The organism is Acinetobacter yuyunsongii (assembly GCF_041021915.1).
Taxonomy (GTDB): domain Bacteria; phylum Pseudomonadota; class Gammaproteobacteria; order Pseudomonadales; family Moraxellaceae; genus Acinetobacter.
This window is the reverse complement of the sequence record NZ_CP157435.1, coordinates 44,131-68,370: the sequence shown is the minus strand read 5'-3', so window position 1 is coordinate 68,370 and position 24,240 is coordinate 44,131. Positions and strand designations below refer to the sequence as shown.

The following is a 24,240-nucleotide window of genomic DNA, read 5'->3' as shown; positions in this document are numbered from 1 at the left end:
TTAAGCCTCTGGATCTACATATTGCCCTTGTGTAAGTGCGCGAATAAACTCTAACTTAAGTAACAGTTTCTTCATGCCTTCAACATCTAAGCGTTCAGTATTATGTGAATTATAATCTTCATATTGAGTAATTTTTAAGTCACCGTCTTCAACATATTTTGAGTAGTTGAGGTCACGCTGATCCGCTGGAACACGATAATAATAACCTTGATCTAAGGCAACCACCATTTCTTCACGACTGAGTAATGCCTCATAGGCTTTTTCACCATGACGTGTACCCATAATTGAAATTGGATGCTCTGGTACATTTAATAACTGAGTTAAAGCTTGCGCTAGAACATGAATAGTTGCTGCTGGTGCTTTTTGTACGAAAATATCCCCATTTTGACCATGCTCAAATGCATATAACACCAGGTCGACAGCATCATCCAACGTCATCATAAAACGAGTCATATTAGGATCAGTAATGGTCAGTGGTTTACCCTGACGAATTTGATCGACAAATAAAGGAATGACAGAGCCACGAGATGCCATCACGTTACCATAACGCGTACAGCAAATAGTTGTATCTAATTCTTCTAAATTACGTGATTTTGCTACAATAACTTTTTCCATCATTGCTTTGGAAATGCCCATTGCATTGATTGGATAAACTGCTTTATCAGTACTCAAGCAGACAATTCTTTTAACATGATTTTGAATCGCCGCTTCAAGTACATTTTCTGTACCAATTACGTTTGTTTTAACAGCTTCCATTGGATGGAATTCACAAGAAGGGACTTGTTTTAACGCAGCAGCATGATAAATATAGTCCACACCACGAGTAGCATTTAAGATGCTGTTATAATCTCGTACATCACCAATATAGAATTTTAACTTCGATGATTGATACCTTTTACGCATATCATCTTGCTTTTTTTCATCTCGGCTAAAGATTCGAATTTCTTTTATATCAGTTTCTAAAAAACGCTTTAAAACTGCATTTCCGAATGATCCAGTGCCACCTGTGATCAGTAAAGTTTTTCCTTTGAACATGCCTACTCCGCTCTATTGATTAGTTCAAAAATTTCAGATTGCTCGAAACAAATATATCTAGAAGAATCTAATAACTTCATGTTATGTATATAGAATTCATAATTAGATGTTAATTTATAAATTGCTGAAGCCAAATCATCGTTAATAGCAATCTCTCCTACGCCGTCCCTGACAACAATCTCTGACAAAGCAACATTATCTGAACAGATAATTGGTTTTAAGAAAGCAATAGATTCATACAGTTTATTTGGCAATGCTAATTTTACATTATTATTAGTCGTATCATAAAGAATTACATTAATATCAATATTAGAATAAATATCAGATAAATCCTCAGGGCTTTTAAAACGACCATGATAAAAAACATTTTCTATATCATTGAACATCCCATACAAACCATCACCATATATATGAAGCTCAAAATTTTTATTTTTAATAATAAAATCTCTTATTTTTTTTAAGGATTCTTTAAACATCAAGCTCCCAATTAATCCAATTTTAATTTTACTAGATGGTAAAGTCATAACATGATTATTAATTCTATAATCATTAATCGTAGCTTCAATATTTGGCAAAAGTTTATTTTCAACAACTATAATTTTATTTTTCAAAAATTTTTCATATTTAATCAAATAACCAGAATAATAGTATGGAGAGGTAACAATAAGACCTGATATTCTGGAAAAAATAAAATAATCAAACATTTTGTATATTTGATTTTTTCCATCAATTTGATATAGATCACCAATCTCGAAAAAAACATTTTTTCCTGCTAAAATTGAAATAATTGCTTGATCTGGAGATGTACAATAAACTCTACTAACATTAGAAAAAAGTAAAATAAAAAATAATTTTAGAAGCAAAAATATACGAGAAATATACCTTCCATCTTTTACTTTACCTATATTTATTGAAGTATTTTGATAACCTTTATAATTTTCAATATATTTATCTCTATAGAAATAATATACTTTAACATCATATTTCTCACGAAGTAGACTAATTCTTTTTTGATGCCTAGGTTGCTGTAAAGCCGAGCTTAAAAAAATAATAGATTCACTCATTCAACTATCCTCTCTTTATAAGGAAATAAACTTTTAACAAAGATAAAAAAAACATAAAGATATAAAGATATAAATATGACGATATGAAATTATTATTTGCAAAAAGAAAGACTATACTCCCTCCTAATATTACAAAAACAACTTTAAAAACAAAATCATTACATCTTGTTGCAAAAATCCAAGATACACCTAATCCAAAACCAAGCAAACATACATATAAAGGCACAAAATAAAAGCTAAAGTCGTTTGCTATCCATAAATAAGCTGAGTGCCATTGAATATTTGGATCAATACCATAACTCGTTAGTCTATGAACATAACTATTTTGAGTATTATCCAAACCTAGTAAACTTGCGATATTAATTAATGCAGGATTCGAACCAAGAAAATTTGAAAACCTATAATCCAAATCAAAACCAAAAGATAGAAAGTAATAACCTTGTGTAAGATATGAAAAAAATGTAAGCAACGTCGGTTTTAAAAAATCTGGTGTAGATGTAAAGATATAACTATCATAATTAATAGTAGTCATATATATCTCATAAGATGAGAGGTCAGTTATATCTCCCATCCTGCTATACATAATTCCTGAAAAAACAATAATTATAATAAAAACTAAAAGTAAAATATAAGATAAAGATTTTAAATTAACTTTACCCATATTCAGCAAATATGAAAGAAAGAAAATTATAATTAAACTAATTATACCAAAGTTGGTACCTCTACTATACCAAAAAACTGCTTCAAAAAGAATGAAAAATGAAAATAAAATTTTATTTTTTGATGATAATTTACCAAAAAAAATAGCACCACTAATAAAAAAAAGTGAATGAAAGATTGAAATGAAAGCATACAACGACCATGGTAATGTAAATGCTTTTGAACTATCCAATGTAGATAAATATCCATATTTTGGATCTACTACACCCAACAAAATCTCATTAATAATTCCAAATAAATCATAGAACTGAAATTTCAACAAATAAGCATATCTAAAAATAAAAGTTAAAATATAAAAAAACAATAATAAATTAAACAACTGATTATCCGTCTTAACTTTATATAGCTGAACGAGTTTATATTTTTTAGTCCCAAATAGCATAATTGAAAAAAAATAACCAAAAAACAAAGCACCTATATTAATTAAGACATATATAGATGACAAATAAAAATTTCCATATAGATAATTAAATGGTGAAATTAAGAATAATATCAGTGTCAAAATATTAACACCACCTAGAAGCAGAATGGGGATCATATCTCTTTTATAAACATTCATAATATTCTCTTCACCAAACTAATTGAAAGAAATATTTGTTAATATAGAGCCATAATATGACTCTATATTCTTAATTTGTTCATTGTTTTTATCTTCCAAAACATTTTTAGCATAAAGTTCTTTATTATTTTTAAAGATTAAAGGTAACAAGTAAAATTTATAATTAGTTTTAACTATTTTAGTTGAGTTTATTATAGCCATAGCATTTAACCAAAGATCGTCAGCTAGAGGACTCAATTCTAATATTTTTGTTTTATCGAATGCATCTGAATATAATGAATATGCAGGATATAACACTCCGCTACCGCCAAATTGCATTATATTATATGTTGGCTTAACCTCTTTCAAAAGAAGGTTTTTCCAATCACTATAATTAGCTCCATTTCTTTCTAAGGCAAGATGTGTAATCACGCAATCAGGATAAATTTGATGGTGATCATACAAATTTTCAAGCATACTTTTTTCATAAATAAAGTCATCATCAATAGTAACTACTATTTCGTCAGGATATCTAAGCATTGAATATAGATATTTTTTATGAGACCGAATATCATCACTACTCCAAATAACTTCCAATAATTTTTCTTCCTGCAATTTAATTAATCTAGATGGTATTTTCTTTCCTTCAAACTGCAGCTCTGATAAAGTTAAAATTATTTTTTTAGGTCTTAATGTTTGCCTTAAGATCGAATCTATAACAATCCAAATCTTATCTATTCTTGCAGGAAAAGTCGTTAATGAAACTATAAAATCACCTTGTTTAGAACTAAGTTGTTTTTTTGTCAAAGTATAATATATTGGTATAAAGAAGTTTAAATAATGTTTAATAATAAATCTTATAAATTTATTATTAAAATTATTTTTCTTCCCAATAGTTGAACTATAAATTGAATATAGTGTAGTAATCATCCCTTACCTCTCAAACAAGAAATAGTATTTATACTATACAAGTTTCTCAAAACCTTATCTCTATCATTAGAAAACTCAGGATTAATAATAATTTTCTTTATAATTTCACATATATTTTTATAATTATGATCCGAAAAACAAACTCCTGAAACTTGCTTTTCAGACACAAATTTAGTTACAGGACTATTATTAGAGGTGATACATAAAATATTTCTATTAATAGTAAGATAGTTAAAAAATTTACTTGAAATAAAAACATCATTCTCAATTTCTGCATCAATATCAACCAACAAATCTGCTTCTTGATAAAAAGGTAATAAATCAGTTGTATAACCAAAAATTTTAATTTTAGATGATGCTTTTTCACTTATTATATTTAGATCTACAGCTGCTGGGTTTGTACCTACGAAGTTTAACTGTATATCAATACCCTCCAAAACCAGTTTCTCTAAAGCTAGCAATAGCTGATCTACTCTTCTAGCTTGATAAATCCCACCAGTATAAAGAAGTGTAAAAGGTCTTTTATTTTGCTTAGGTAGTAATTCAATATAGTCTTGATGTGGAAGTGTATATAAAACACCCGATTCACCATCAAAACAATTGCCTAACAGTGCTAATTGATAGCTCAGCATCACTTGGTTTGAAAAATATAAATGATCAACATTTATTAGAAATTTTTTGATCATTCTTATCAAACCGTTGCTATAACTTTTAGATAATCCCCATCCTTCTGGAGCAGGTATTGCGTCAACAGAATAGTTGATCCATTGAACATCCTTAAACTTTTTTTTATAAAAATAGCCAAAATAGAGGGGGAAAAAATGATTAGCAGACATCATACTAAATACGATATCATATCTTTTTTCCATTTTTTTCATATATTCTTTAGCTTGAAAATAATCAAAAATATCACACCCTAAATAAGATATGCTTATTTTTTTAATCCTTGGATGTATTTTCTTCAGTTTCATATATGTAGCATTAACTGACGAGTCATTACTAACAACATCAATCTCAATACATTCATCTTTTTCCATTAATGATAAATATTTAGAAAAAACTTTACCAGGTGCGGTATTACCTGTACTGGAAGCAATAACTAATATTTTCATTACTTTCCTCTTCTTATTTTTGAAAAAATTTCAGAAAAATTTACTACATGCATAAATGAAAACACCAAAAATAACAACACAATAAAATCTAAAACCACAACCTTCAATAATATATTATTAACTATATTATTGATAAAAAAGAAGATCACAACCAAAGTTATTACAGGGGAAAAAACCTTTACTATATACTGACTTAGATTTATAAGCTTTCTTTGATTTAACAAAACAATTCTAAAAATAAGAGCCGCCAGTGTTAAAAAAAGTGAAACATAGTATATTGCATCTGGATCAAATTTTTTCTCGTATAAGATCCATCCTATTGGAATATTAAAAAGCAATAAACCACTAACAATAATTTGATACCACTTAATATTACCATCACCTTGTAGTAATGAGTGTAATGGACCTGATAAAGAAAGTAATAAAAGTTCAGTGAACATTATTTTCAAAAAAACTTCCAAATATTCAGGTATCAAATCTATCCAAAATTTTAAAAGTGTATCCAAGTAGAAATATACGGGAACCAACATAAAACATATTAGAAAAAATCCTAATTTTGAAAAAAAATACACATATTCATTTGTATCTTGTTTTTTTTGAGAAAATTTTGTAATAATAAGAGGAGTGTATACTGTTTGTGCATTTGAATTTACATTATTTATAGCATTATATATTTGCAATGATAATGCTCTTGAGGAATTAATTTCAGGTTTAAAATAAATATTTAATAATACATTAACCCCAACATTTTGTCCTAGTCCAGCAAAAACACCTAGTAAATTCCAAGAAGCAAAATTTATCATCTCTTTCATTTTTTTAAATGAAAAAATATATTGTGTATTTTTTATATAACTAAAATTTTTCAATGCATAAAAGTAATAAAAACTATAGGTAAAAATAGATATTACAAAAATAATCGCTGCATAAAAAGAAAGTTTATCTTGTTCTATAAAAAAAAGTAAGTAAGCCAATCCAAACTTAAGCACAGCATCAATTACACCAACTAAAGCATAGAAACTCATCTTTTGGTGTACCAAAATAATAGACATATATGGTACATTCAAAATCATAATAATCATTGAAAATAATGAAAATTGATAAACTAGATTTACTGCCTCAATACGACTGGAATCAAAATTCAAAAAATGATTAACAAAATAAAGTCCAAATGTTTCAGCAACTATAAAAACTATAAGTGCTACAAACAGATGAATAGTTTTTGAAATTCTAAATATCTCTATGATCTTGTTTCGATCTTTTAGGTTGAAGCTTAAATAGCGTTGGGTTGTTGCGACCATAGCATTATTTAGAAATGCAAGGATAACAACCACCCCTCCTACTACGCTGTATATACCATAATCATTTACACCTAAATTTTTAAAAACATAACTTGATGTTATAAATGATAATAGCATCACAAATAACATTCTTATGTAAACAAAAATGATGCTTTTGATTAATGGCATCTTTATAACCCACAAAAGTTGAGTGTTTTTTCCATTTTCAGATCTAGATTTTTAAATTGAGTATGTTTAACTAAAATCACATGGATATCTGCCATATGATTTTTATCAAGTTCAATCAATTTTATATTTTCAGGTAAATCATTCGGTAAACTATCAATATGTGGTTCAATTGCTAGAATATTTAGTCCCTGTTTTCCTAACTTTCTAGCGATTTCCAAAGCAGGGCTTTCACGTAAATCATCAATATCAGGTTTAAAGGCCAATCCATAACAAGCGATAGTTACATCTTTAATCGTTTTATTTGGATTTTCTTGTAAAAACTCTGTAATTTTAATTTTAATCTGATCTATTACCCAAAATGGTTTAATATCATTTACTTCACGAGCCGTTTTAATCAGACGGGCTTCTTCGGGTGTTTTGGCTACAATAAACCACGGATCAACAGCTATACAATGTCCGCCCACACCTGGCCCTGGTTGTAAAATATTAACTCGAGGATGACGGTTTGCAAGAGAAATTAGATCCCAAACATTGATATCTAATTTGTCACAAATGATTGAAAGCTCATTTGCAAATGCGATATTAACATCTCTAAAAGAATTCTCTGTTAACTTACACATTTCCGCAGTACGTGCATTTGTTTCAATACATGCACCTTTAACAAAAACACTATATAAATCAACTGCTGCTTTAGAGCATCTAGGTGTCATGCCACCAATAATTCTATCATTACTAATAAGTTCTTGTAATACCTTTCCTGGCAGTACTCGTTCAGGACAATGCGCGACTAGAATATCAGCTTGCTCTCCAGCAATTTGTGGGAATGTTAAATCAGGACGTGCCTTATGCAGCCAATTTGACATTTTTTCTGTTGCTTCAACAGGAGAGGTTGACTCTAAAATAACTAAATTTCCTTTTTTCAAAAAGGGTGCTAAAGCATTTGCAGCGGCTTCGATATATTTTAAATCAGGTTGATAATCACCTTGAAATGGTGTCGGAACAGCCACAATATATGCATCAGCCTCAATTGGCGTTAATTGTGCAGATAATTTCCCTTGAGCCACCACATCTCGAACCAATGCATCAAGATCAGGTTCAACAATATGAACCTTACCCTGATTAATCATATCTATAGCATGTTGATTAATATCAACGCCTGTGACCTTCAATCCATGTGCTGCAAATGTTGCAGCTGTAGGCAGACCAATATAACCCAGCCCTATAACACAAATATGTTTAAATGAACTACTCATAAGATATACTTTTTAAATCAACTTAATGGAAATATTTAAATCAACTCTGCTTCAAAAAATCTATAATCTGCTGACAAGCAGTCCCATCACCATATGGATTATGAGCTTCTGCCATTTTTGCATAAATATTTGGATTTTCTAACAGCTCGACTACTGCATTTTCAATTGTACTTACATCAGTACCAACTAAGCGCACAGTTCCTGCATTAACAGCTTCAGGTCGCTCGGTTGTATCTCTCATAACTAAGACTGGCTTACCTAATGAAGGAGCCTCCTCTTGGATACCACCAGAGTCAGTTAAAATAAGATAGCTACGATTCATTAAATAGACAAAAGGTAAGTAGTCTTGTGGATCAATCAAGAAAATATTATCAATATCAGCTAACAACTGGTTCACTGGTTGTTGAACATTTGGGTTCAAATGTACAGGATAGAGAATTTGAACATCTGTAAATCTTTTTGCAATATTTGATAATGCGCTACAAATATTCAAAAAACCTTGACCAAAATTCTCTCGTCGATGCCCAGTAACCAAGATCATTTTCTTGTTAGCATCTAAAAATGCAAATTCACTTCCAACTTTCTTTACTAGATCTTGATTTTGTTCTATTTTCAACTTCACTTGAAGTAAAGCATCAATAACTGTATTCCCTGTTACAATTATGTTTTGAGTATCTATATTTTCTTTAACTAAATTTTCATAAGCAGAATCCGTGGGTGCAAAATGATAATTAGCTAATACACTTGTCAACTTTCGATTCGCTTCTTCTGGCCAAGGCGAATAAAGGTCGCCCGTACGTAATCCTGCTTCGACATGACCAATATCAATTTTATGATAATAAGCAGCCAATGAAGCAGCAAAAGTTGTAGCCGTATCCCCATGAACTAAAATCAAATCAGGGTGCCATGTTTCAAAAACTTTCTCTAATCCTTTTAGAACGCCAGAAGTAATATCAGATAATGTCTGCTGTGGTTTCATTAGATCCAAATCAAAATCTGGATCTAAATCAAATAACTCCAAAACTTGATCAAGCATTTGGCGATGTTGACCAGTAACACAAACCTTTGTCACAAAGTCATGACTAAATTGTTTTAATTTTAAAGCCAAAGGTGCCATTTTTATTGCTTCTGGTCGTGTTCCAAATACTAATAAAACCTTTTTCACCCCAATCTAATCCTTCTTTTATTTAAGCAAACAAAGTAATTTCTTAAGCTATCCCAATTAGGACGGTTTATTGCATAAACTTAAATTGAATTTAAGCTATTGAAAAATAAAATTTTCAAGCAACAGAGCTAATTTCAAACCTATAGGCGTGAAATTTTTTGCTAATATAACAGATTTACTACTCTTCCTATAACGAAATTGTATAACGTATTTTTCTTTTAAGCTGTTTTATTCATAAATTTTACTAAAATGCAATATTATCAATAATTAACAAATCTGTTTCTTTTTATGAGATAAACTTAGCATACAAAGCCATGCGATTAATCGGTGATTTTTTAGGTTTTTTGAGCTAGAATTGGCAAAATTCTAAGTCTAAACACAGAGAATTGTGTCTAAACTGATATTAATTAGATATAAATATTCAAGGGTAAAGTGTGAAGCATTATCAACTATTTTCCATCCTTGCAATTAGCATTAGCGCTGTCGGATGTGCTGTCACTTCTGGTCTTCAAACTTACGATATTCCAAATGAAGGGATTTATAAAACTGAACTTGGGACGACTGTAAGTGTTATAAAAATAACTCAAGATACATTACAATCGATAAAACCAACCCAGTTGAATTACCAACAAAACTATACCGATTTATTCAACCAGCCTCAGCACGTATACCGTTTAAGTTCAGGTGATGTTTTATCCATTCAACTCTGGGCATACCCTGAAATCACTCCACCTGTAAACAATCTGACGAATGATCAATCGATTCAAGCCAATGGATACCCTATTGATTATAATGGATTCATCCAATTGCCCTTAGTCGGTCGATACAAGGCATCCGGTAAAACTTTAAGTCAATTAACTACAGAATTACGAAATCAATTTGCTCATTTTTTAAAAAATCCTGACGTAATTGTTAGAGTCTTAAACTATCAAGGACAACGGTATTCTGTACAAGGAAGTGTAAAAAAAGGCGGACAATTTTATTTAAATGACCAACCTATCAATTTATATACTGCTCTTGGTATGGCTGGTGGTGTATCTGAATTAGGTGATAATACTTATATACAATTAGTACGTAATGGTACTACTTATAATCTCAATACACTTGAATTAGAAAAAGCAGGCTATTCGTTACACAAACTTTTAATTCGACCAAACGATACAATTTACGTAAGTACTAAAGACAATCAGAAAATATATATTATGGGTGAGTCTGGTAAAAACCAAGCTCTGCCAATGCGCGATCAGGGCATGACTTTAAGCGACGCTCTAGGTGAAGGTTTAGGTTTGAATCCTTTATCAGCAAGTGCTAGCCGAATTTATGTATTACGCACTAACGTAAATGATCATCGAACTGAACTTTATCATTTGAATTTAATGAGTCTAGGTGACTTTGGGCTAGCAAATCAATTCCGTTTACGTAGTAACGATATTGTGTATATTGATGCAACAGGCTTAACTCGCTGGCAACGTGTTATGAACCAGATTGTACCTTTCTCCAGCGCACTTTATAGCTTTGATCAGCTAGGTAAGTAATCATGCAGATTCAAAGTATTTTAGTCGTTTGCGTTGGTAATATTTGTCGTAGCCCTATGGCAGAATACTTACTAAAACAGGATTATCCTCAGCTAACGATAGAGTCAGCAGGTATTTCTGGACTTTCAGGTCATCCTGCTGATGACAAAGCACAGCTATGTATGCAACATTTAAATATTGATATGAGTGGGCATATCGCTAAGAAATTAAATACTGAGCACTTAAAAAAAGCAGATTTAATTCTCGTGATGAGCAAAAATCAGCAAGCTCATATTGAACAAACATGGCCTTTTGCTAAAGGAAAAGTTTTCCGCTTAGGCCATTGGCAAAATAAAAATGTGCCAGACCCATATCAGCATGATCAGGCTTTTTTTGATGAGACATGTCAGCTTATTCAACAGTGTGTCACTGATTGGAAAAATTATATTTAACTTTTAGATTAAGATTATGAGCCAAAATACCAATACTGAAGACACAATTGACTTGAAAGAACTTTTTTTTTCTCTTATTGCTCAATGGAAATTAATCGCTTTATTTATCATTCTTAGTCTTGTATGTGCACTTTTGTACCTTCGTGCAACACCTGATACCTATTCAGTTGATGCCTTAGTTCAAGTTGAAGACAGTAAGGGAGCCTCAGCTGCTTTATTGGGTGATTTATCACAAATGATTGACCAAAAATCACCCGCTCAGTCTGAAATCGAAATTCTAAAATCTCGTTTAGTTTTAGGATCAGTGATTCAAGCACTTCATCTTGATTTAAATATTTCAAGTACAGAAGATACTTTACGTCATCGTTTATTGAAAAAACCACACTATACCACTGAATATAACCCTCAATCTATTATCTTCAAAGATGATACCAAGCAATTTGAAGTAAGAGATTTTTTAATTCCTAGTCAATTCCTTGATAAAGGTTTGACGCTCAATTTCAAAGATCAGAAATTCTTTTTAATTGATCCCAAAAATGATCAAGTTATATTTACTGGCATAATTAATCAATCCAATTCCATTCAGAATAAATATGGCTCATGGAAAATAAGTATTTTTACAAGAGACACTTTAACCAGTACATATAGAATTCATAAGAAATCTTTACCTGCTGCTGTCAATGCTATTAACTCAAATTATACAGTTGCGGAAAGAGGAAAAATGACTGGAATTCTTGGTTTGAACTATCAGGGGCAAGATAAACAGCACATTACCAAAGTTTTAAATGCTATCTTATCTGCATATAGCGCCCAAAATGTTGCACGTCGTTCTGCTGAAACTGCCCAAACGCTTAAATTTCTAGATGAACAACTACCAGAGTTAAAGAAACAGCTTGATAATGCAGAACGTGAATTTAATAGATTCCGTCAAAAATATAATACTGTTGATGTCACCAAAGAGTCTGAGCTTTACCTTACTCAAAGCATCACTTTAGAAACAAAAAGAATAGAATTGCAGCAACAACAAGCTGATTTAGCTGCCAAATATACTAATGAGCATCCAGCTATGCGAGAAATTAATGCTCAAATTACTGCAATTAATAAACAAATTGGTGATTTAAATAGTACATTAAAACAACTTCCAGACATCCAAAGACAATACTTGCAACTCTATCGTGAAGTTGAGGTCAAAACTCAACTTTATACGGCTCTACTGAATTCGTATCAACAGCTCCGAATCGCAAAAGCTGGAGAAATTGGTAATGTTCGTATTGTAGATACTGCGGTTGAACCTGTCGAACCGATTAAGCCAAAGAAATTACAAGTACTTATTCTTGCTATTTTCTTTGGCGGTTTTCTGGGTACACTCATTGCCTTATTACGTAATATGTTGCGCACGGGTATCAAAGATACTGGGCAAATTGAGAACGAATTCAATCTACCTGTTTATGCAACTGTACCTCGATCTCCGATTCAAGAGACACGCATCAGCATTTTAAAGAAAAAGAAGAGTATTCCTATCCTTGCGGTTAAGCATAATGATGATATTGCAATTGAAAGTTTACGTAGTATTCGAACAGCGATTCATTTTGCACTCGTAAATGCAAAGAATAATATTATTGTCATTGCAGGTCCTTCTCCTGAAGTTGGTAAATCATTTATTTCAACCAATTTGGCCACTATTCTTGCACAGACTAACAAGAAAGTTTTGTTGATTGATGCAGATATGCGTCGTGGCTATATGCATAAATATTTTAATTTAGATGTAAAGCCTGGTTTATCTGAATTTTTAAGTCATCAAGCTGATCTAAACCAAGTAGTTCATACAACTGAAGTAGATGGCTTAAGTATTATTACACGAGGTAAAAGTCCAGCAAATCCATCGGAAATGTTAGGATCTGAGCAGTTTGAATTATTACTTAAGCAATTAAGCCAAGAATATGATCATATTATCATTGATACACCACCTGTACTTGCTGTAACCGATGCAATTATCATTTCTCAATATGCGGGTGTGAACTTACTTGTAGCACGCTATGCTAAATCACAAATGAAAGAGCTTGAACTAAGTTTAAGTCGCTTTGAACAAGCGAATGTCAAAGTAAATGGCTTCATTTTAAATGATATTCAACGTGCTGGTGCTGGGTATGGGTATGGGTATGGGTACAATTATTCATATGCTTACAAAGCAAATAAAGATGATTAAAAATCCATCATAACAGTCATATCAAAAAGCCAGATCTCAAAGTCTGGCTTTTTATTGATAAACACAGAAACTATATAAAAAATACACGCATTTTTTAGCTGAGTTATTCAATGCTTAAGCTTAGACATGCTAAGATCATGACCATATTTTTTATTAAAATCTTACTTCGGACATCTCATGAGTAAAGCTTTACCTGTCATTGCAGCAGTCGTTTTAGGTGGCGCAGCCCTTGTTCCTGTTTACTATGCTACTCAGCACCCGACGACTGAACTTGGATCAAAAGCGGATAAAAATGCAGCCCCTGTTGCAAAAATCAGTTATGCCTTAGGCTATGAAGTTGCAAAACAAACACCACCTGAATTGGAAACAGCTGCATTTATCACAGGTTTCCGTGATGGGCATGCCAAAAAGCCTGCTGCATACACCGAAGAAGAATTACAAGCTGCTTATATGGAATTCCAAAAGGAACTTCAACAAAAACAAATTAATGAAACCAAAAAAGCTGAAACCACAAACAATGGTTTTTTAGCTGAGAATGAGAAAAAAGAAGGTGTAAAAAAAACGGCTTCCGGTTTACAGTACAAAATTATTAAAGAAGGTACTGGCAAACAACCTGTTGCAACCTCTGTTGTGAAAGTTCACTACAAAGGTCAATTAACCGATGGTAAGGTCTTTGACAGTTCTTATGATCGTGGTGAGCCAATCGAATTTCCACTCAACCAAGTCATTCCCGGTTGGACAGAAGGTTTACAATTAATGAAAGAAGGTGGCAAAGCAACGCTTTATATCCCTTCTCAACTTGCTTATGGAGAACAAGGTGTTCCTGGTTCTATTCCACCAAATAGCACATTAATTTTTGATGTCGAATTAATCGCTGTAAAATAATTAGTACCAAGGAGAGCATACGCTCTCCTTTATTTTGGAAGAAATAATGAAAAAACTAAGTTTGATTTTAATTGCATCAATGATGAGCACAGCACATGCAGCACCTATTACTTTAAAAAGCCCACAAAAAGATCAGTTAGGATATAGTTACGGTTATTTAATTGGTAAGAGTTACGCAGAGACATTAAAAGATCTTGATATTGCAACAATCTCACAAGGTCTAGAAGAAGCGATACAAGGTAAGTCTGCATCGTTAACTGATGAAGAAATGATTAACCTATTAAGCCAATATAAAAAGCGTCTCGAAGCAAAACAACTGATAGAATTTCAGGAACTTGCTCAAAAAAATGAGCAAATTGGAAAAGCGTTTTTAGCTGAAAACACAAAGAAAGCTGAGATTATAACCACCAAATCAGGTTTACAGTACCAAGTGATCCAAGAAGGCAAAGGTAAATCACCTAAAGCAACTTCAACAGTAAAAGTAAATTACGAAGGACGACTCTTAGACGATACGGTATTTGACAGTTCAATTGCACGAAATCATCCAGTTGAATTCAAGCTTAACCAAGTCATCGCAGGTTGGAGTGAAGGTGTTCAAACCATGAAAGTGGGTGGTAAGAGTCGTTTCTTTATTCCAGCAAATTTAGCATATGGCGAAGTGGGTTCAGGCGATGTGATTGCGCCAAATAGCACACTCATTTTCGATATTGAATTACTAGAAGTAAAATAAGAAAAAACCTCCTGTACAGGAGGTTTTTTTATATTAATGCTTAAGTTGTCTTGGTCTAAAACCTGTAATCAATAATCCAATCACATAGGCCACCACACCAATTACACATAAACCAGCCACTTCAGCGATGCGTAACCATTGTGAAATATCGCCTTGATACCAACTTAAACCATACCAAAGCGCGACAATCATAGTGATGTTCGCAATTGCATATTGGAGCGCTAGTTTCTTCCAATGCGCACCAAATCGATAGATATTCCGTTTATGTAAATAAAAATATAGCATACCCGCATTCACCAAAGCTGAACCTGATGATGCTAAAGCTAAAGCCATGTGTTCTGCATGCCAATCAATTAATTTAAAGAAACCGATAAAAACGACGTTTAAAATCGCATTGGCAGCCACCGCCATTAACCCGACACGAACAGGGGTTTTGGTGTCTTGCTGAGCGTAAAACCCAGGTGCGAATACTTTGATCAACATAAATGAAATCACCCCTGCACTCATACATTGCAAGGCTAATGCTGTCATTCGTGTATCTTCCAACGTAAATTCACCACGTTGGAACAAGGCTTGAATAATTGGTGTCGACAGCATAAATAATGCAATGCTCGAAGGAATACCAACAAGCATGATGATTTTAGCTGCCCAATCGATCATGCTCTTAAATTTAGCTTGGTCTTGTTCTGCATGACGTGCTGATAACGAAGGTAAAATCACTGTACCGATTGCTACGCCAATTAAACCCAATGGCAGCTCTGTCATACGTTCAGCACTATATAACCATGACACTGAACCATCTTGCATGAATGAAGCCCAAATCGTATTCAGCAATAAGTTGATCTGCGTGACTGATACACCAAATAAAGCAGGTAACATCAGTTTTAAAATACGGTCAACACCTTCATGTTTAAAATCAACTTTTGGGGGAATCAGTAAGTTTTTATTCCATAATTCAGGAATCTGAATCGCGAGCTGTAAAATCCCTGCCACGACAACGGCCCAGCCTAATGCCATAATTGGCTCCGCCATATACGGCGTTAGCCACCACGCCCCTGCAATCATTGCCAGATTCAGCAACACAGGTGAAAAGGCTGGCGATGCAAATGAACCATAACTATTTAAGATGCTACTCGCAAAAGCCGTTAATGACATAAACATCAGATAGGGAATCGTAAGACGAAACATATCAACGGCAAGGTCAAATTTCTCAGGATCATTATGAAATCCGGGTGCGTAGATATAAATAATTGCAGGTGCAGCAACCATTGCGACAAACGTCAATAATGACATGGCTGTGAGTAGACAACCAAAAACTCGACTGATGAGAATCTGAACTTCGGCATGCGCACGACTGGTTTTATATTCTGTTAGAACAGGAATAAAGGCTTGAGAAAATGCCCCTTCCGCAAATAAACGCCGAAAAAAGTTGGGAATACGAAAGGCAACAACGAAAGTATCGAAGTCCTTGCCCGCACCAAATACATTGAGTAGCACAACATCACGTACCAATCCCAAAATTCGGGATAACATCGTCATTGCACTGACAATGACAGTCGATCGCCACAATGCCATCGCATTCACCTACGGCTTATCTTTTAAAAAGCGTTATTGTAATGAAAGTCAAAATAGATTTCGTTGTGAAATCATAAATTCGACGAAGTTTTTTTAGATAGTAATTGACGGAATAATTGCCAATCAAAATATAACCCGGGATCAGTTTTACGTTTTGGGGCGATATCAGAGTGACCTGCAATATGATTCTGAATTTTTGGATAGGCCTGTCGCAATACCGTTACGATTTCTACGAGAGCCTGATATTGTTCAACTTCAAAAGGCAAATCATCGCTGCCTTCTAATTCGATCCCAATCGAATAATCATTACATTCTTTTTGAGCCAGATAACTCGAGCGCCCTGCATGCCATGAGCGATCATTAAAGTTTACAAATTGAATGACCTCTCCCGTACGCAAGATCAGCAAATGTGCGGATACCTGCATCCCTTCAATGGTCTGAAAATATGGATGGATAGACCAATCTAATTTATTTTGAAAAAACTGCTGAATATAGCCTCCACCGAACTGTGAAGGTGGCAAACTAATATTATGAATAACAATTAGTTGAATATCTGTATCATCAGGACGAGTATTAAAATTAGGTGATGCAATCTGGGTCGCACCGATTAATTTTCCATCTTGCACTTGAGTAAATTTAGTCTGTTGCATTATGACCCGAATCAGCAATTTAATGTTTATTTACTGCATTCTGACATGCTTTATCAGGAATAATCGAGATGAAATACTTATTTTTTATGAGGACAATGCTAAGATAAGCCCCAAGTTTTTTGGTCAACATCTACTGGAACGGGTATGAGTATTCCTCAATCTTTGCTTGAACAATCTATTCAAATCAATATTCAACAAGCATTACAAGAAGATATTGGGGATGGTGATATTACCGCAATGCTTACCCCTGAAGAAGAGCAAGCAACCGCAACGATTATTACCCGTGAAGATATGGTATTAGCGGGTCAGCCTTGGGTGAATGCACTCATTCAAGCATATGACAGTAATGTTCAAATTACCTGGCTAAAGCAAGAGGGTGAACTTGTAGCGGCAAATGAGGCATTTTTAAAACTTGCAGGTTCTGCACGTAGTTTACTGACTGTGGAACGCCCTGCTTTAAACTTTATTCAAACTCTTTCTGCTGTGGCGACTAAAACTGCAAATTATGTGCAACAACTTGAGGGTTTAAATACCAAATTGCTTGATACACGTAAAACCTTACCCGGTCTACGTATTGCACAAAAATATGCAGTTGCTGTGGGTGGTGGACAGAACCATCGTCTAGGTCTATTTGATGCATTCTTAATTAAAGAAAACCATATCATGGCAGCGGGTGGTATTGCTCAAGCAATTGCTAAGGCACATGACATTGCACCGGGTAAACCTGTCGAAGTAGAAGTTGAGACTTGGGACGAGTTAAACCAAGCACTTGAAGCTGGTGCAGATATCGTCATGTTAGATAATTTCAGCCAACAACAGATGATTGACGCGGTTAAACATGTTGCAGGGCGTTGCAAATTAGAAGCCTCAGGCAATATCACCATTGAAAATTTACGCGAAGTTGCAACAACTGGCGTCGACTATATTTCAATGGGTGTACTCACTAAGGATGTGAGAGCTGTCGATTTATCTATGCGTTTTAATGCTTAGACATCATCTATCTCAGTTGAATGCTTATGAGTCGAAGTATCGATAGATGCTTCGGCTTTTTCACTCCATGCTGACTTAGCTTGTGTCAAATCTGTTGGTCTTGGATCCGCAGCCATTAAAACAAAAGTCACCGCCGTTAATAAAACCAAAAAAACTTGTACCATGCTTCCCGTCCTTCTTTATTTTTCATTTTTCTAATCTATCAAAGCAAAATGATTCAAATAAATGGGTTATGTGACAAACTGCAAAGATTGTGTGATTTTATGTTGAGAAATAAATTGACCTGTTTATTTCGTTACTTGCTGTTACAGCCCTTGGCAACAAGTTCGTGTTGATATGCTATGGTTGGACTTTTGACTTGGGTTGTACTCATTTTCCTGAGTATTTATAGGTTTATGCTTCATTAGCATCTAAATTGATAAATAAAAAAAAGGCGGTCTAAACATACCAGACCGCCCGCACTATCAACTGGAGATTACCAACCGAGTGCCTGCTGTTGCTTCTGAATCAATTCTGCGATTCCTTTTTCTGCAAGCTCTAACATGGCATTAGACTGCTGGCGAGTGAACGGTTTCTCTTCTGCAGTTCCTTGAATTTCAATAAATTCGCCCGCTTGTGTCATCACCACATTCAAATCCGTTTGGCAATTTGAATCTTCTTCGTAACACAAATCGAGTAAGACTTCGTCTTGGTACATTCCTACTGAGATTGCTGCTACGAGACCTTTTAATGGGTCTTGTTTAATCTTTTTATTGCTCAGTAACACATTCATGGCATCAACTAAAGCCACCGCTGCGCCTGTAATGGCTGCTGTACGCGTACCGCCATCTGCTTGAATGACATCACAGTCAATCGTAATCGTGTTCTCACCCAACTTCTTCAAATCCACCATGGCACGAAGACTACGACCAATGAGACGTTGGATTTCTTGGGTACGTCCTGTTTGCTTACCACGCGCTGCCTCACGGTCACTACGTGTATGCGTCGAACGTGGCAACATACCGTATTCAGCAGTCACCCAACCTTGCCCTTGACCTTTCAAAAAACGTGGAACTGAGTTATCAATACTTGCTGTACACAACACTTTGGTATGACCAAACTCAACCAAAACTGAACCTTCTGCGTAACGGGTATAGTTACGTGTGATTTTTACTTCACGTAATTGGTCTAATGCTCTTTGGTCAATACGCATAACGATTCCTTAAAACTATGGCACAAATATGATTGCGCCATAGTATAGCTCAATTACACGTGCTTTCAGTTTTACTTATTCGTTACAATTCCACGAATAAGCAATCCTTTAAGCAAATTTAAATCTCGCTTTTAAATTTGTCCAACCTTGCGCCAATTGTGCCGACGTATCATTTGGCAATGAACATTTTGCTAAGCGCACCCAAACTGTCCAAAATTGCTTCATGAAATTCGCTTCGTTATAGTTCACGCCATATTCAGCACATAAAGCTCTGATCTGTGGTGCCACTTGCTCATAACGATTGGCTGGCATATCTGGGAACAAATGGTGCTCAATCTGATGGCTTAAGTTACCACTCATAAAGTGCATCCACTTACCACCTGTGAAGTTGCTCGAACCACGGATCTGACGTAAGTACCATTCAGCCTTGGTTTCGTTCTCAGTATTATCGGCTTCAAAGGTTTCTGCATCTTCAGTAAAATGACCATTAAAAATCACTGCCGAAGACCATAAGTTACGAATCACATTGGCTACAGCATTGCCTGCCAATACTGGGATAAAGTTAATGGTCGCAATCGCAGGGAAAAACACATAATCTTTGAGGACTTGGCGAGTCGCTTTTTTACGAAACTCGGCTGCATCTGCCCACACTTGTTTCCATGTTTTAGTTTTGTAGACCAAAGCATCTTCTAAATGTAGGTTTTGTACGCCCACATACCATTGGAAAAAGAACATTAACTGTAATGCCAATGGAATATTGGCCAAATGACGAACTTCCCATTTTTGATCTTCCGTGACACGTAAGATGCCATAGCCCACATCATGGTCTTTGCCCACAATATTGGTATAAGTATGGTGCATATAGTTATGGGTAAAACGCCAATCATTCCCTGAACAGGTATTGTCCCAGTCATAATCTTCACCACGTAAACTTGGGTCATTCAACCAGTCAAACTGACCATGCATGACATTGTGTCCAAGTTCCATGTTTTCGACGATTTTAGATACACCTAACATTGCTGTACCCACTAACCATACAGGTGGAATCCAACCACCGAACATCAACATGCCACGAGATGCGATTTCGGTATAACGCACAAAATTACGGACTTTATAGATATATTTTGAATCTTCTTCGCCTAAATTCTGCATCACAGCTAGACGAATTTCTTCGACACGGCGACCAAATGCTTCAACTTGCTCTGGCGTTAAATGTGCTGACTTTGATGCTGCTTTAAATTCTAATGCCATATTCATTTCAATTATCCTCAATATTTGTTTTTATAGGTCAATCGTGACTGGGCTAAGGGCTTGGCTTACACATAACTTGATCGCACGATTAGGCTGATCATCAATCTCACCCGTAATCACGTTCTGTGTTACACCACTAACTTTGGTACAGCTACAGCGATTACAGACCCCCATGCGACAACCATGCTGTGGGCGTAAACCTGCTTGCTCCGCACTACTTAATAGATTGGTCGTTGCAATAAAATTCTGTTGTGCACGGCGGAAAGTAATCGGTTGAGCTTCGTTAGACTGCTCAATTTGTACAGGTTGGAAAAACTCTTGATGAAAATTTCCTACCGCATCCTGTTGAGCATAAATCTCTTGTGCTTGGCGCATCATGCTGTGATGCCCACAAGCATATGCCTGTAATTCTTTAAAATTCGGAACTAACTTTTCTAATAAAGCGGTATCTAAATGCTGCTTTTGCTGTGCTGTATTAAAAAAGTGATATTTCAGTTGTGGATATTGTTCTGCTAAAGCCAATATTTCCTGATGGAACACTTCAGCACGGTTAAAATACACGACATGAATTTCTTTAAGCTTTTGAGCAACTGCCTGTTTTAACAATGAGTAAATTGCAGTAATCCCAGAACCAGAAGCAATCAAGAGTGCGGACTGTTGTCCTTGATGTAGCACAAAATCGCCTTGTGCTTGAGAGATTTCAAAACGATCCCCTACACGCAATTGTTGTGCTGCTTTTGACACTAAACCTTGAACTTTAATGCCTAATCGAATTTCACCATTTTTAGTCATATCGACAATTGAATAGCTACGTTGGTGATAAACCCCATTGATCATTAGCGTGATCAAAACACTTTTACCTGCTTCAACTTCAATTAAATCAAAGTTGTGGTTTGGTTTTATGGTGAGTAAAACCATATCTGAGCTTAACGACTTTACAGCGGTAACTTCTGCAAGAATACGTTTCCAAGCAAACGTTGGCTTTATTTTTTGCAAAACAAAATCAACAAAATCTTCGCGAATCCAATGTGGCTGATAATTTAACTCTGCGCTCATAAGTTCCTCGTTTTGTATCTGGCTATTTATTTTGAGTGAACAAATGTTCTTGTAGTGAACATATGTACACTATATTTATTTGTGTTCACTGAGTCAACACTTGTTCACTAATTTTTTGAATATTTTTTTATGCTTTTTTATAAGTAATTAGAAATATTAATAAAATAATTATTTTTAGGCTTCACCACGCCAAAAGTGATTGCTGATATTTCTTTGTCTAATTGAAAATGTGTCTGATTTAGCTCTGGATTAGGGCTAAAAAAATGATGTTTTTTTTGCTAGACTCTACTGTATGGTTTTAATGGATCTTATTCATGTCGATTAGAGATGAACGAAAACAACAGAGTCGGCAGGCTCTACTGGATGCAGCACTGCATCTCAGTACTTCTGGGCGTTCATTTAGTAGTATTAGTTTGCGTGAAGTTGCACGTGAAGTTGGCTTAGTCCCAACGGCATTTTATCGTCATTTCCAAGATATGGAGGCATTAGGGCAAGAACTAGTTGACCAAGTGTCTTTGCATTTAAAAAGCTTGATTCATCAATTGGGGCAAAGCTATTTAAAACATAGCGGATCTGCTAAAACACGTACCAGTATTGAATTGTTTGTACAGGCTGTCAATCATAGCCCTCAGCAATGGCAATTTATGATTGCAGAACGTTGGGGCGGCTCCGAAACTGTTCGTATTGCGATTGCACGTGAGATTGAATTTTTGATTGAAGATCTCGCAATCGATTTATGCAAACTCGAGACCTTTAAACACATTCAAGAAGCCAAAGATTTACAAGTGTTATCAACGATTCTGATTAATATGTCATTTACATGGGCAATGACGTGGATCAACTTACCGAAACAATTTCCAATTGATCGTTTGTTAGAACAACAAAACTTATTTATTGACAATGCAGCGACTCAAGTCCGCTTACTTTTCCGAGGTATCTCGAACTGGGAACCACAAAACGCCTGATCTTATCAAAGCTAAAGTTTGATATATAAAAGCATTGCTTAGCGTTATGATTAATAACACACTAATGCAAATGCCGTTTAGAACACTATGAGGAGCCTATAAGCATCATGAATCCTGATCGTCATACTCAGTTCTTAATTCGTAAAGAAAAAATTTTGCAGGTTGCAGAAAAACTTTTACTAGAAAACAACCAAGAAATGACCTTGGATGAACTGGTTGCCGAGCTAGATATTGCTAAAGGTACTTTATATAAACATTTCCGCAGTAAAAATGAATTACTGTTGGAACTGATTATTCAAAATGAAAAAGAAATCCTAAAAATTTCAGAAAAATATAACACTGATGTTAAAGAATATGCCCCTCGCTATATGCTTTATCATTTAACCTCACCGAGTCGTACGATTTTACTGCATCAGTTAGAAGAACATCTGACCATGACCGAGTCAAAGCTAAAGCACCTGTTTGATGAGCTGTATGCGGTTCGCCAGCAACGTATTGTTTCACTAAAAGAAATGACTGAGAAATATTTAAAGTCACAGAATTATGATATGTCGATCCGTGACTATCTGTCCTATATCTGGTCCTTGACCTACGGTGCCGCCCTATTGCTTAACTCAAGCTATTACCAGCGTTCAATTGGTTCTCGTGAGAAGCTGATTAACCTGTATGTAAACCAAGCTCTGTCTTTACCGACACAAAAAGTTCAAATCGATTTAAAAGATTTACAAATCGATCAAAACTAAATAAAAAAGGACTGCTACTGCAGTCCTTTTTTATTGCTCATAGTATGAACTATTTCGCTTTACGTTCTTTTTCTAATAAGTAATCAACAACTTGTGTCACTTTACCATCTTCACCTTGCACAACATACTTACCGTTTACAACAACGGCAGGTACGCCCGTAAGTTGATATTGCTGTGCCAATTTATTTGACTCAGCCACTTTTGCAGTGATTGGGAAAGAGTTAAACATACTGTTAAATTTCTGTTCAGGCACGCCATAACGGGCAAAGAATTTTGCTTGTGATGCTTGATCAAAAATTTGTTGTCCGCCGTCATGGATGGCATGGAACAATGGAATATGGGTTTTCTTACGTACACCTAGTGCCTCAGACACATAGTAACCTCGAGCACCCTGCTCCCACACTTTATTCATCGCTGCTGGCGTACGGAGGAAATATACATCGCTTGGAATCTTCTTTAACCACGTTTGCATATGTGGTTCAAGCTTAAAGCAGTGCGGGCAACCGTACCAAAAGAATTCACGTACTTCAATTTTTCCCGCTGGCGCAGCTGTTTTACCCGGATTGGCAACCACGGTATAGTCTTTACCAGCAACAAAATCAGCAGCCATTGCATTCATCGAAAATGCCATTACAACTGCACTTAAACCACCTAATACTAACTTTTTCATTGAGTTTGCTTTTCCTCTAAGCATTTTTCGTAAGTTTATATGCTAAATATAAATCAAACACGACTAATTCGTTTTGCT

23 protein-coding genes are annotated in these 24,240 nt (G+C 34.7%); 8 read left to right on the top strand and 15 right to left on the bottom strand.

Annotation, left to right across the window (positions count from 1 at the left end; genetic code table 11):
• From ABLB98_RS00315 to wecB, 8 genes are read right to left on the bottom strand one after another with little or no spacing between them, the layout of a single operon-like run.
• Positions 1 to 1,035, bottom strand: coding sequence for a polysaccharide biosynthesis protein (locus ABLB98_RS00315; RefSeq protein WP_348882727.1), 1,035 nt, complete (start codon positions 1,033 to 1,035; stop codon positions 1 to 3).
• A gap of 2 nt (positions 1,036 to 1,037) precedes the next feature.
• Complete coding sequence (locus tag ABLB98_RS00310; RefSeq protein ID WP_348882726.1) at positions 1,038 to 2,099, bottom strand: glycosyltransferase; 1,062 nt, start codon at positions 2,097 to 2,099, stop codon at positions 1,038 to 1,040.
• 4 nt (positions 2,100 to 2,103) lie between these two features.
• Complete coding sequence (locus ABLB98_RS00305) at positions 2,104 to 3,378, bottom strand: hypothetical protein (RefSeq protein WP_348882725.1); 1,275 nt, start codon at positions 3,376 to 3,378, stop codon at positions 2,104 to 2,106.
• 18 nt (positions 3,379 to 3,396) lie between these two features.
• Positions 3,397 to 4,287: a glycosyltransferase family A protein gene (locus tag ABLB98_RS00300; RefSeq protein ID WP_348882724.1), complete on the bottom strand. Its 891-nt coding sequence runs from the start codon at positions 4,285 to 4,287 to the stop codon at positions 3,397 to 3,399.
• Positions 4,284 to 5,399, bottom strand: coding sequence for a hypothetical protein (locus ABLB98_RS00295; protein ID WP_348882723.1), 1,116 nt, complete (start codon positions 5,397 to 5,399; stop codon positions 4,284 to 4,286). The genes ABLB98_RS00300 and ABLB98_RS00295 overlap by 4 nt, the downstream gene beginning before the upstream one ends.
• The gene (locus ABLB98_RS00290) at positions 5,399 to 6,865 is read right to left on the bottom strand and encodes a hypothetical protein (RefSeq protein ID WP_348882722.1); all 1,467 of its coding nucleotides are present in this window, start codon (positions 6,863 to 6,865) and stop codon (positions 5,399 to 5,401) included. The genes ABLB98_RS00295 and ABLB98_RS00290 overlap by 1 nt, the downstream gene beginning before the upstream one ends.
• Positions 6,866 to 6,867: 2 nt before the next feature.
• The gene (gene wecC / locus ABLB98_RS00285) at positions 6,868 to 8,118 is read right to left on the bottom strand and encodes a UDP-N-acetyl-D-mannosamine dehydrogenase (protein WP_208727599.1); all 1,251 of its coding nucleotides are present in this window, start codon (positions 8,116 to 8,118) and stop codon (positions 6,868 to 6,870) included.
• Positions 8,119 to 8,158: 40 nt separating this feature from the next.
• Positions 8,159 to 9,283, bottom strand: a complete 1,125-nt coding sequence (wecB, locus tag ABLB98_RS00280) for a non-hydrolyzing UDP-N-acetylglucosamine 2-epimerase (protein ID WP_348882721.1) — start codon at positions 9,281 to 9,283, stop codon at positions 8,159 to 8,161.
• A gap of 434 nt (positions 9,284 to 9,717) precedes the next feature.
• On the opposite strand from wecB, the gene ABLB98_RS00275 reads away from it, so the two are divergent.
• The 5 genes from ABLB98_RS00275 (at position 9,718) to ABLB98_RS00255 (ending at position 15,070) form a co-directional block, all read left to right on the top strand.
• Positions 9,718 to 10,818, top strand: coding sequence for a polysaccharide biosynthesis/export family protein (locus tag ABLB98_RS00275; RefSeq protein WP_348882720.1), 1,101 nt, complete (start codon positions 9,718 to 9,720; stop codon positions 10,816 to 10,818).
• A gap of 2 nt (positions 10,819 to 10,820) precedes the next feature.
• Positions 10,821 to 11,249: a low molecular weight protein-tyrosine-phosphatase gene (locus ABLB98_RS00270; RefSeq protein ID WP_348882719.1), complete on the top strand. Its 429-nt coding sequence runs from the start codon at positions 10,821 to 10,823 to the stop codon at positions 11,247 to 11,249.
• Between the two features lie 16 nt (positions 11,250 to 11,265).
• Positions 11,266 to 13,455: a polysaccharide biosynthesis tyrosine autokinase gene (locus ABLB98_RS00265; RefSeq protein WP_348882718.1), complete on the top strand. Its 2,190-nt coding sequence runs from the start codon at positions 11,266 to 11,268 to the stop codon at positions 13,453 to 13,455.
• Positions 13,456 to 13,632: 177 nt separating this feature from the next.
• Positions 13,633 to 14,340: an FKBP-type peptidyl-prolyl cis-trans isomerase gene (locus ABLB98_RS00260; protein ID WP_249570902.1), complete on the top strand. Its 708-nt coding sequence runs from the start codon at positions 13,633 to 13,635 to the stop codon at positions 14,338 to 14,340.
• A gap of 46 nt (positions 14,341 to 14,386) precedes the next feature.
• On the top strand, positions 14,387 to 15,070 hold the full coding sequence (locus ABLB98_RS00255; protein ID WP_348882717.1) for an FKBP-type peptidyl-prolyl cis-trans isomerase: 684 nt from the start codon (positions 14,387 to 14,389) through the stop codon (positions 15,068 to 15,070).
• 33 nt (positions 15,071 to 15,103) lie between these two features.
• Here the strand turns inward: ABLB98_RS00255 and murJ are convergent, their stop codons facing one another.
• Positions 15,104 to 16,654: a murein biosynthesis integral membrane protein MurJ gene (gene murJ, locus ABLB98_RS00250; RefSeq protein WP_348882716.1), complete on the bottom strand. Its 1,551-nt coding sequence runs from the start codon at positions 16,652 to 16,654 to the stop codon at positions 15,104 to 15,106.
• Positions 16,655 to 16,716: 62 nt separating this feature from the next.
• Positions 16,717 to 17,295 carry a 1,6-anhydro-N-acetylmuramyl-L-alanine amidase AmpD gene (gene ampD / locus ABLB98_RS00245; protein ID WP_087536661.1) on the bottom strand — a complete coding sequence of 193 codons (579 nt, stop codon included), beginning with the start codon at positions 17,293 to 17,295 and terminating at the stop codon, positions 16,717 to 16,719.
• A 144-nt stretch (positions 17,296 to 17,439) separates the two neighbouring features.
• Here ampD and nadC point away from each other — a divergent pair, with 144 nt between their 5' ends.
• Complete coding sequence (gene nadC / locus ABLB98_RS00240) at positions 17,440 to 18,285, top strand: carboxylating nicotinate-nucleotide diphosphorylase (protein WP_161420029.1); 846 nt, start codon at positions 17,440 to 17,442, stop codon at positions 18,283 to 18,285.
• On the opposite strand, the gene ABLB98_RS00235 is transcribed toward nadC, so the two are convergent.
• From ABLB98_RS00235 to ABLB98_RS00220, 4 genes are all read right to left on the bottom strand, one after another.
• Positions 18,282 to 18,449 carry a hypothetical protein gene (locus tag ABLB98_RS00235; RefSeq protein ID WP_005163598.1) on the bottom strand — a complete coding sequence of 56 codons (168 nt, stop codon included), beginning with the start codon at positions 18,447 to 18,449 and terminating at the stop codon, positions 18,282 to 18,284. The two genes, nadC and ABLB98_RS00235, sit on opposite strands and share 4 nt — an antisense overlap.
• Positions 18,450 to 18,760: 311 nt before the next feature.
• The gene (rph, locus tag ABLB98_RS00230) at positions 18,761 to 19,477 is read right to left on the bottom strand and encodes a ribonuclease PH (protein ID WP_004665354.1); all 717 of its coding nucleotides are present in this window, start codon (positions 19,475 to 19,477) and stop codon (positions 18,761 to 18,763) included.
• 108 nt (positions 19,478 to 19,585) lie between these two features.
• Positions 19,586 to 20,728: an acyl-CoA desaturase gene (locus ABLB98_RS00225; RefSeq protein WP_348882770.1), complete on the bottom strand. Its 1,143-nt coding sequence runs from the start codon at positions 20,726 to 20,728 to the stop codon at positions 19,586 to 19,588.
• Positions 20,729 to 20,758: 30 nt separating this feature from the next.
• Complete coding sequence (locus ABLB98_RS00220; RefSeq protein WP_348882715.1) at positions 20,759 to 21,784, bottom strand: ferredoxin reductase; 1,026 nt, start codon at positions 21,782 to 21,784, stop codon at positions 20,759 to 20,761.
• A 314-nt stretch (positions 21,785 to 22,098) separates the two neighbouring features.
• Between ABLB98_RS00220 and ABLB98_RS00215 the strand changes: the two genes are divergently transcribed.
• Both ABLB98_RS00215 and ABLB98_RS00210 read left to right on the top strand, forming a co-directional pair.
• Positions 22,099 to 22,749, top strand: a complete 651-nt coding sequence (locus tag ABLB98_RS00215) for a TetR family transcriptional regulator (protein ID WP_087547328.1) — start codon at positions 22,099 to 22,101, stop codon at positions 22,747 to 22,749.
• Positions 22,750 to 22,856: 107 nt separating this feature from the next.
• Positions 22,857 to 23,492, top strand: coding sequence for a TetR/AcrR family transcriptional regulator (locus ABLB98_RS00210; protein WP_348882714.1), 636 nt, complete (start codon positions 22,857 to 22,859; stop codon positions 23,490 to 23,492).
• A 49-nt stretch (positions 23,493 to 23,541) separates the two neighbouring features.
• On the opposite strand, the gene ABLB98_RS00205 is transcribed toward ABLB98_RS00210, so the two are convergent.
• Positions 23,542 to 24,162, bottom strand: a complete 621-nt coding sequence (locus ABLB98_RS00205; RefSeq protein WP_005218967.1) for a thiol:disulfide interchange protein DsbA/DsbL — start codon at positions 24,160 to 24,162, stop codon at positions 23,542 to 23,544.
• Positions 24,163 to 24,240 lie beyond the last annotated feature (78 nt).

Bases quoted from the DNA above. Each gene is read 5' to 3' on its own strand.
- ampD (WP_087536661.1), bottom strand. From the start codon at position 17,295: ATGCAACAGACTAAATTTACTCAAGTGCAAGATGGAAAATTAATCGGT.
- wecC (WP_208727599.1), bottom strand. From the start codon at position 8,118: ATGAGTAGTTCATTTAAACATATTTGTGTTATAGGGCTGGGTTATATT.
- ABLB98_RS00295 (WP_348882723.1), bottom strand. From the start codon at position 5,399: ATGAAAATATTAGTTATTGCTTCCAGTACAGGTAATACCGCACCTGGT.
- ABLB98_RS00260 (WP_249570902.1), top strand. From the start codon at position 13,633: ATGAGTAAAGCTTTACCTGTCATTGCAGCAGTCGTTTTAGGTGGCGCA.
- ABLB98_RS00270 (WP_348882719.1), top strand. From the start codon at position 10,821: ATGCAGATTCAAAGTATTTTAGTCGTTTGCGTTGGTAATATTTGTCGT.
- nadC (WP_161420029.1), top strand. From the start codon at position 17,440: ATGAGTATTCCTCAATCTTTGCTTGAACAATCTATTCAAATCAATATT.
- ABLB98_RS00305 (WP_348882725.1), bottom strand. From the start codon at position 3,378: ATGAATGTTTATAAAAGAGATATGATCCCCATTCTGCTTCTAGGTGGT.
- ABLB98_RS00205 (WP_005218967.1), bottom strand. From the start codon at position 24,162: ATGAAAAAGTTAGTATTAGGTGGTTTAAGTGCAGTTGTAATGGCATTT.
- ABLB98_RS00310 (WP_348882726.1), bottom strand. From the start codon at position 2,099: ATGAGTGAATCTATTATTTTTTTAAGCTCGGCTTTACAGCAACCTAGG.
- ABLB98_RS00220 (WP_348882715.1), bottom strand. From the start codon at position 21,784: ATGAGCGCAGAGTTAAATTATCAGCCACATTGGATTCGCGAAGATTTT.
- ABLB98_RS00315 (WP_348882727.1), bottom strand. From the start codon at position 1,035: ATGTTCAAAGGAAAAACTTTACTGATCACAGGTGGCACTGGATCATTC.
- ABLB98_RS00235 (WP_005163598.1), bottom strand. From the start codon at position 18,449: ATGGTACAAGTTTTTTTGGTTTTATTAACGGCGGTGACTTTTGTTTTA.
- ABLB98_RS00255 (WP_348882717.1), top strand. From the start codon at position 14,387: ATGAAAAAACTAAGTTTGATTTTAATTGCATCAATGATGAGCACAGCA.
- ABLB98_RS00215 (WP_087547328.1), top strand. From the start codon at position 22,099: ATGTCGATTAGAGATGAACGAAAACAACAGAGTCGGCAGGCTCTACTG.
- ABLB98_RS00300 (WP_348882724.1), bottom strand. From the start codon at position 4,287: ATGATTACTACACTATATTCAATTTATAGTTCAACTATTGGGAAGAAA.
- ABLB98_RS00225 (WP_348882770.1), bottom strand. From the start codon at position 20,728: ATGGCATTAGAATTTAAAGCAGCATCAAAGTCAGCACATTTAACGCCA.
- rph (WP_004665354.1), bottom strand. From the start codon at position 19,477: ATGCGTATTGACCAAAGAGCATTAGACCAATTACGTGAAGTAAAAATC.
- ABLB98_RS00265 (WP_348882718.1), top strand. From the start codon at position 11,266: ATGAGCCAAAATACCAATACTGAAGACACAATTGACTTGAAAGAACTT.
- ABLB98_RS00290 (WP_348882722.1), bottom strand. From the start codon at position 6,865: ATGCCATTAATCAAAAGCATCATTTTTGTTTACATAAGAATGTTATTT.
- ABLB98_RS00210 (WP_348882714.1), top strand. From the start codon at position 22,857: ATGAATCCTGATCGTCATACTCAGTTCTTAATTCGTAAAGAAAAAATT.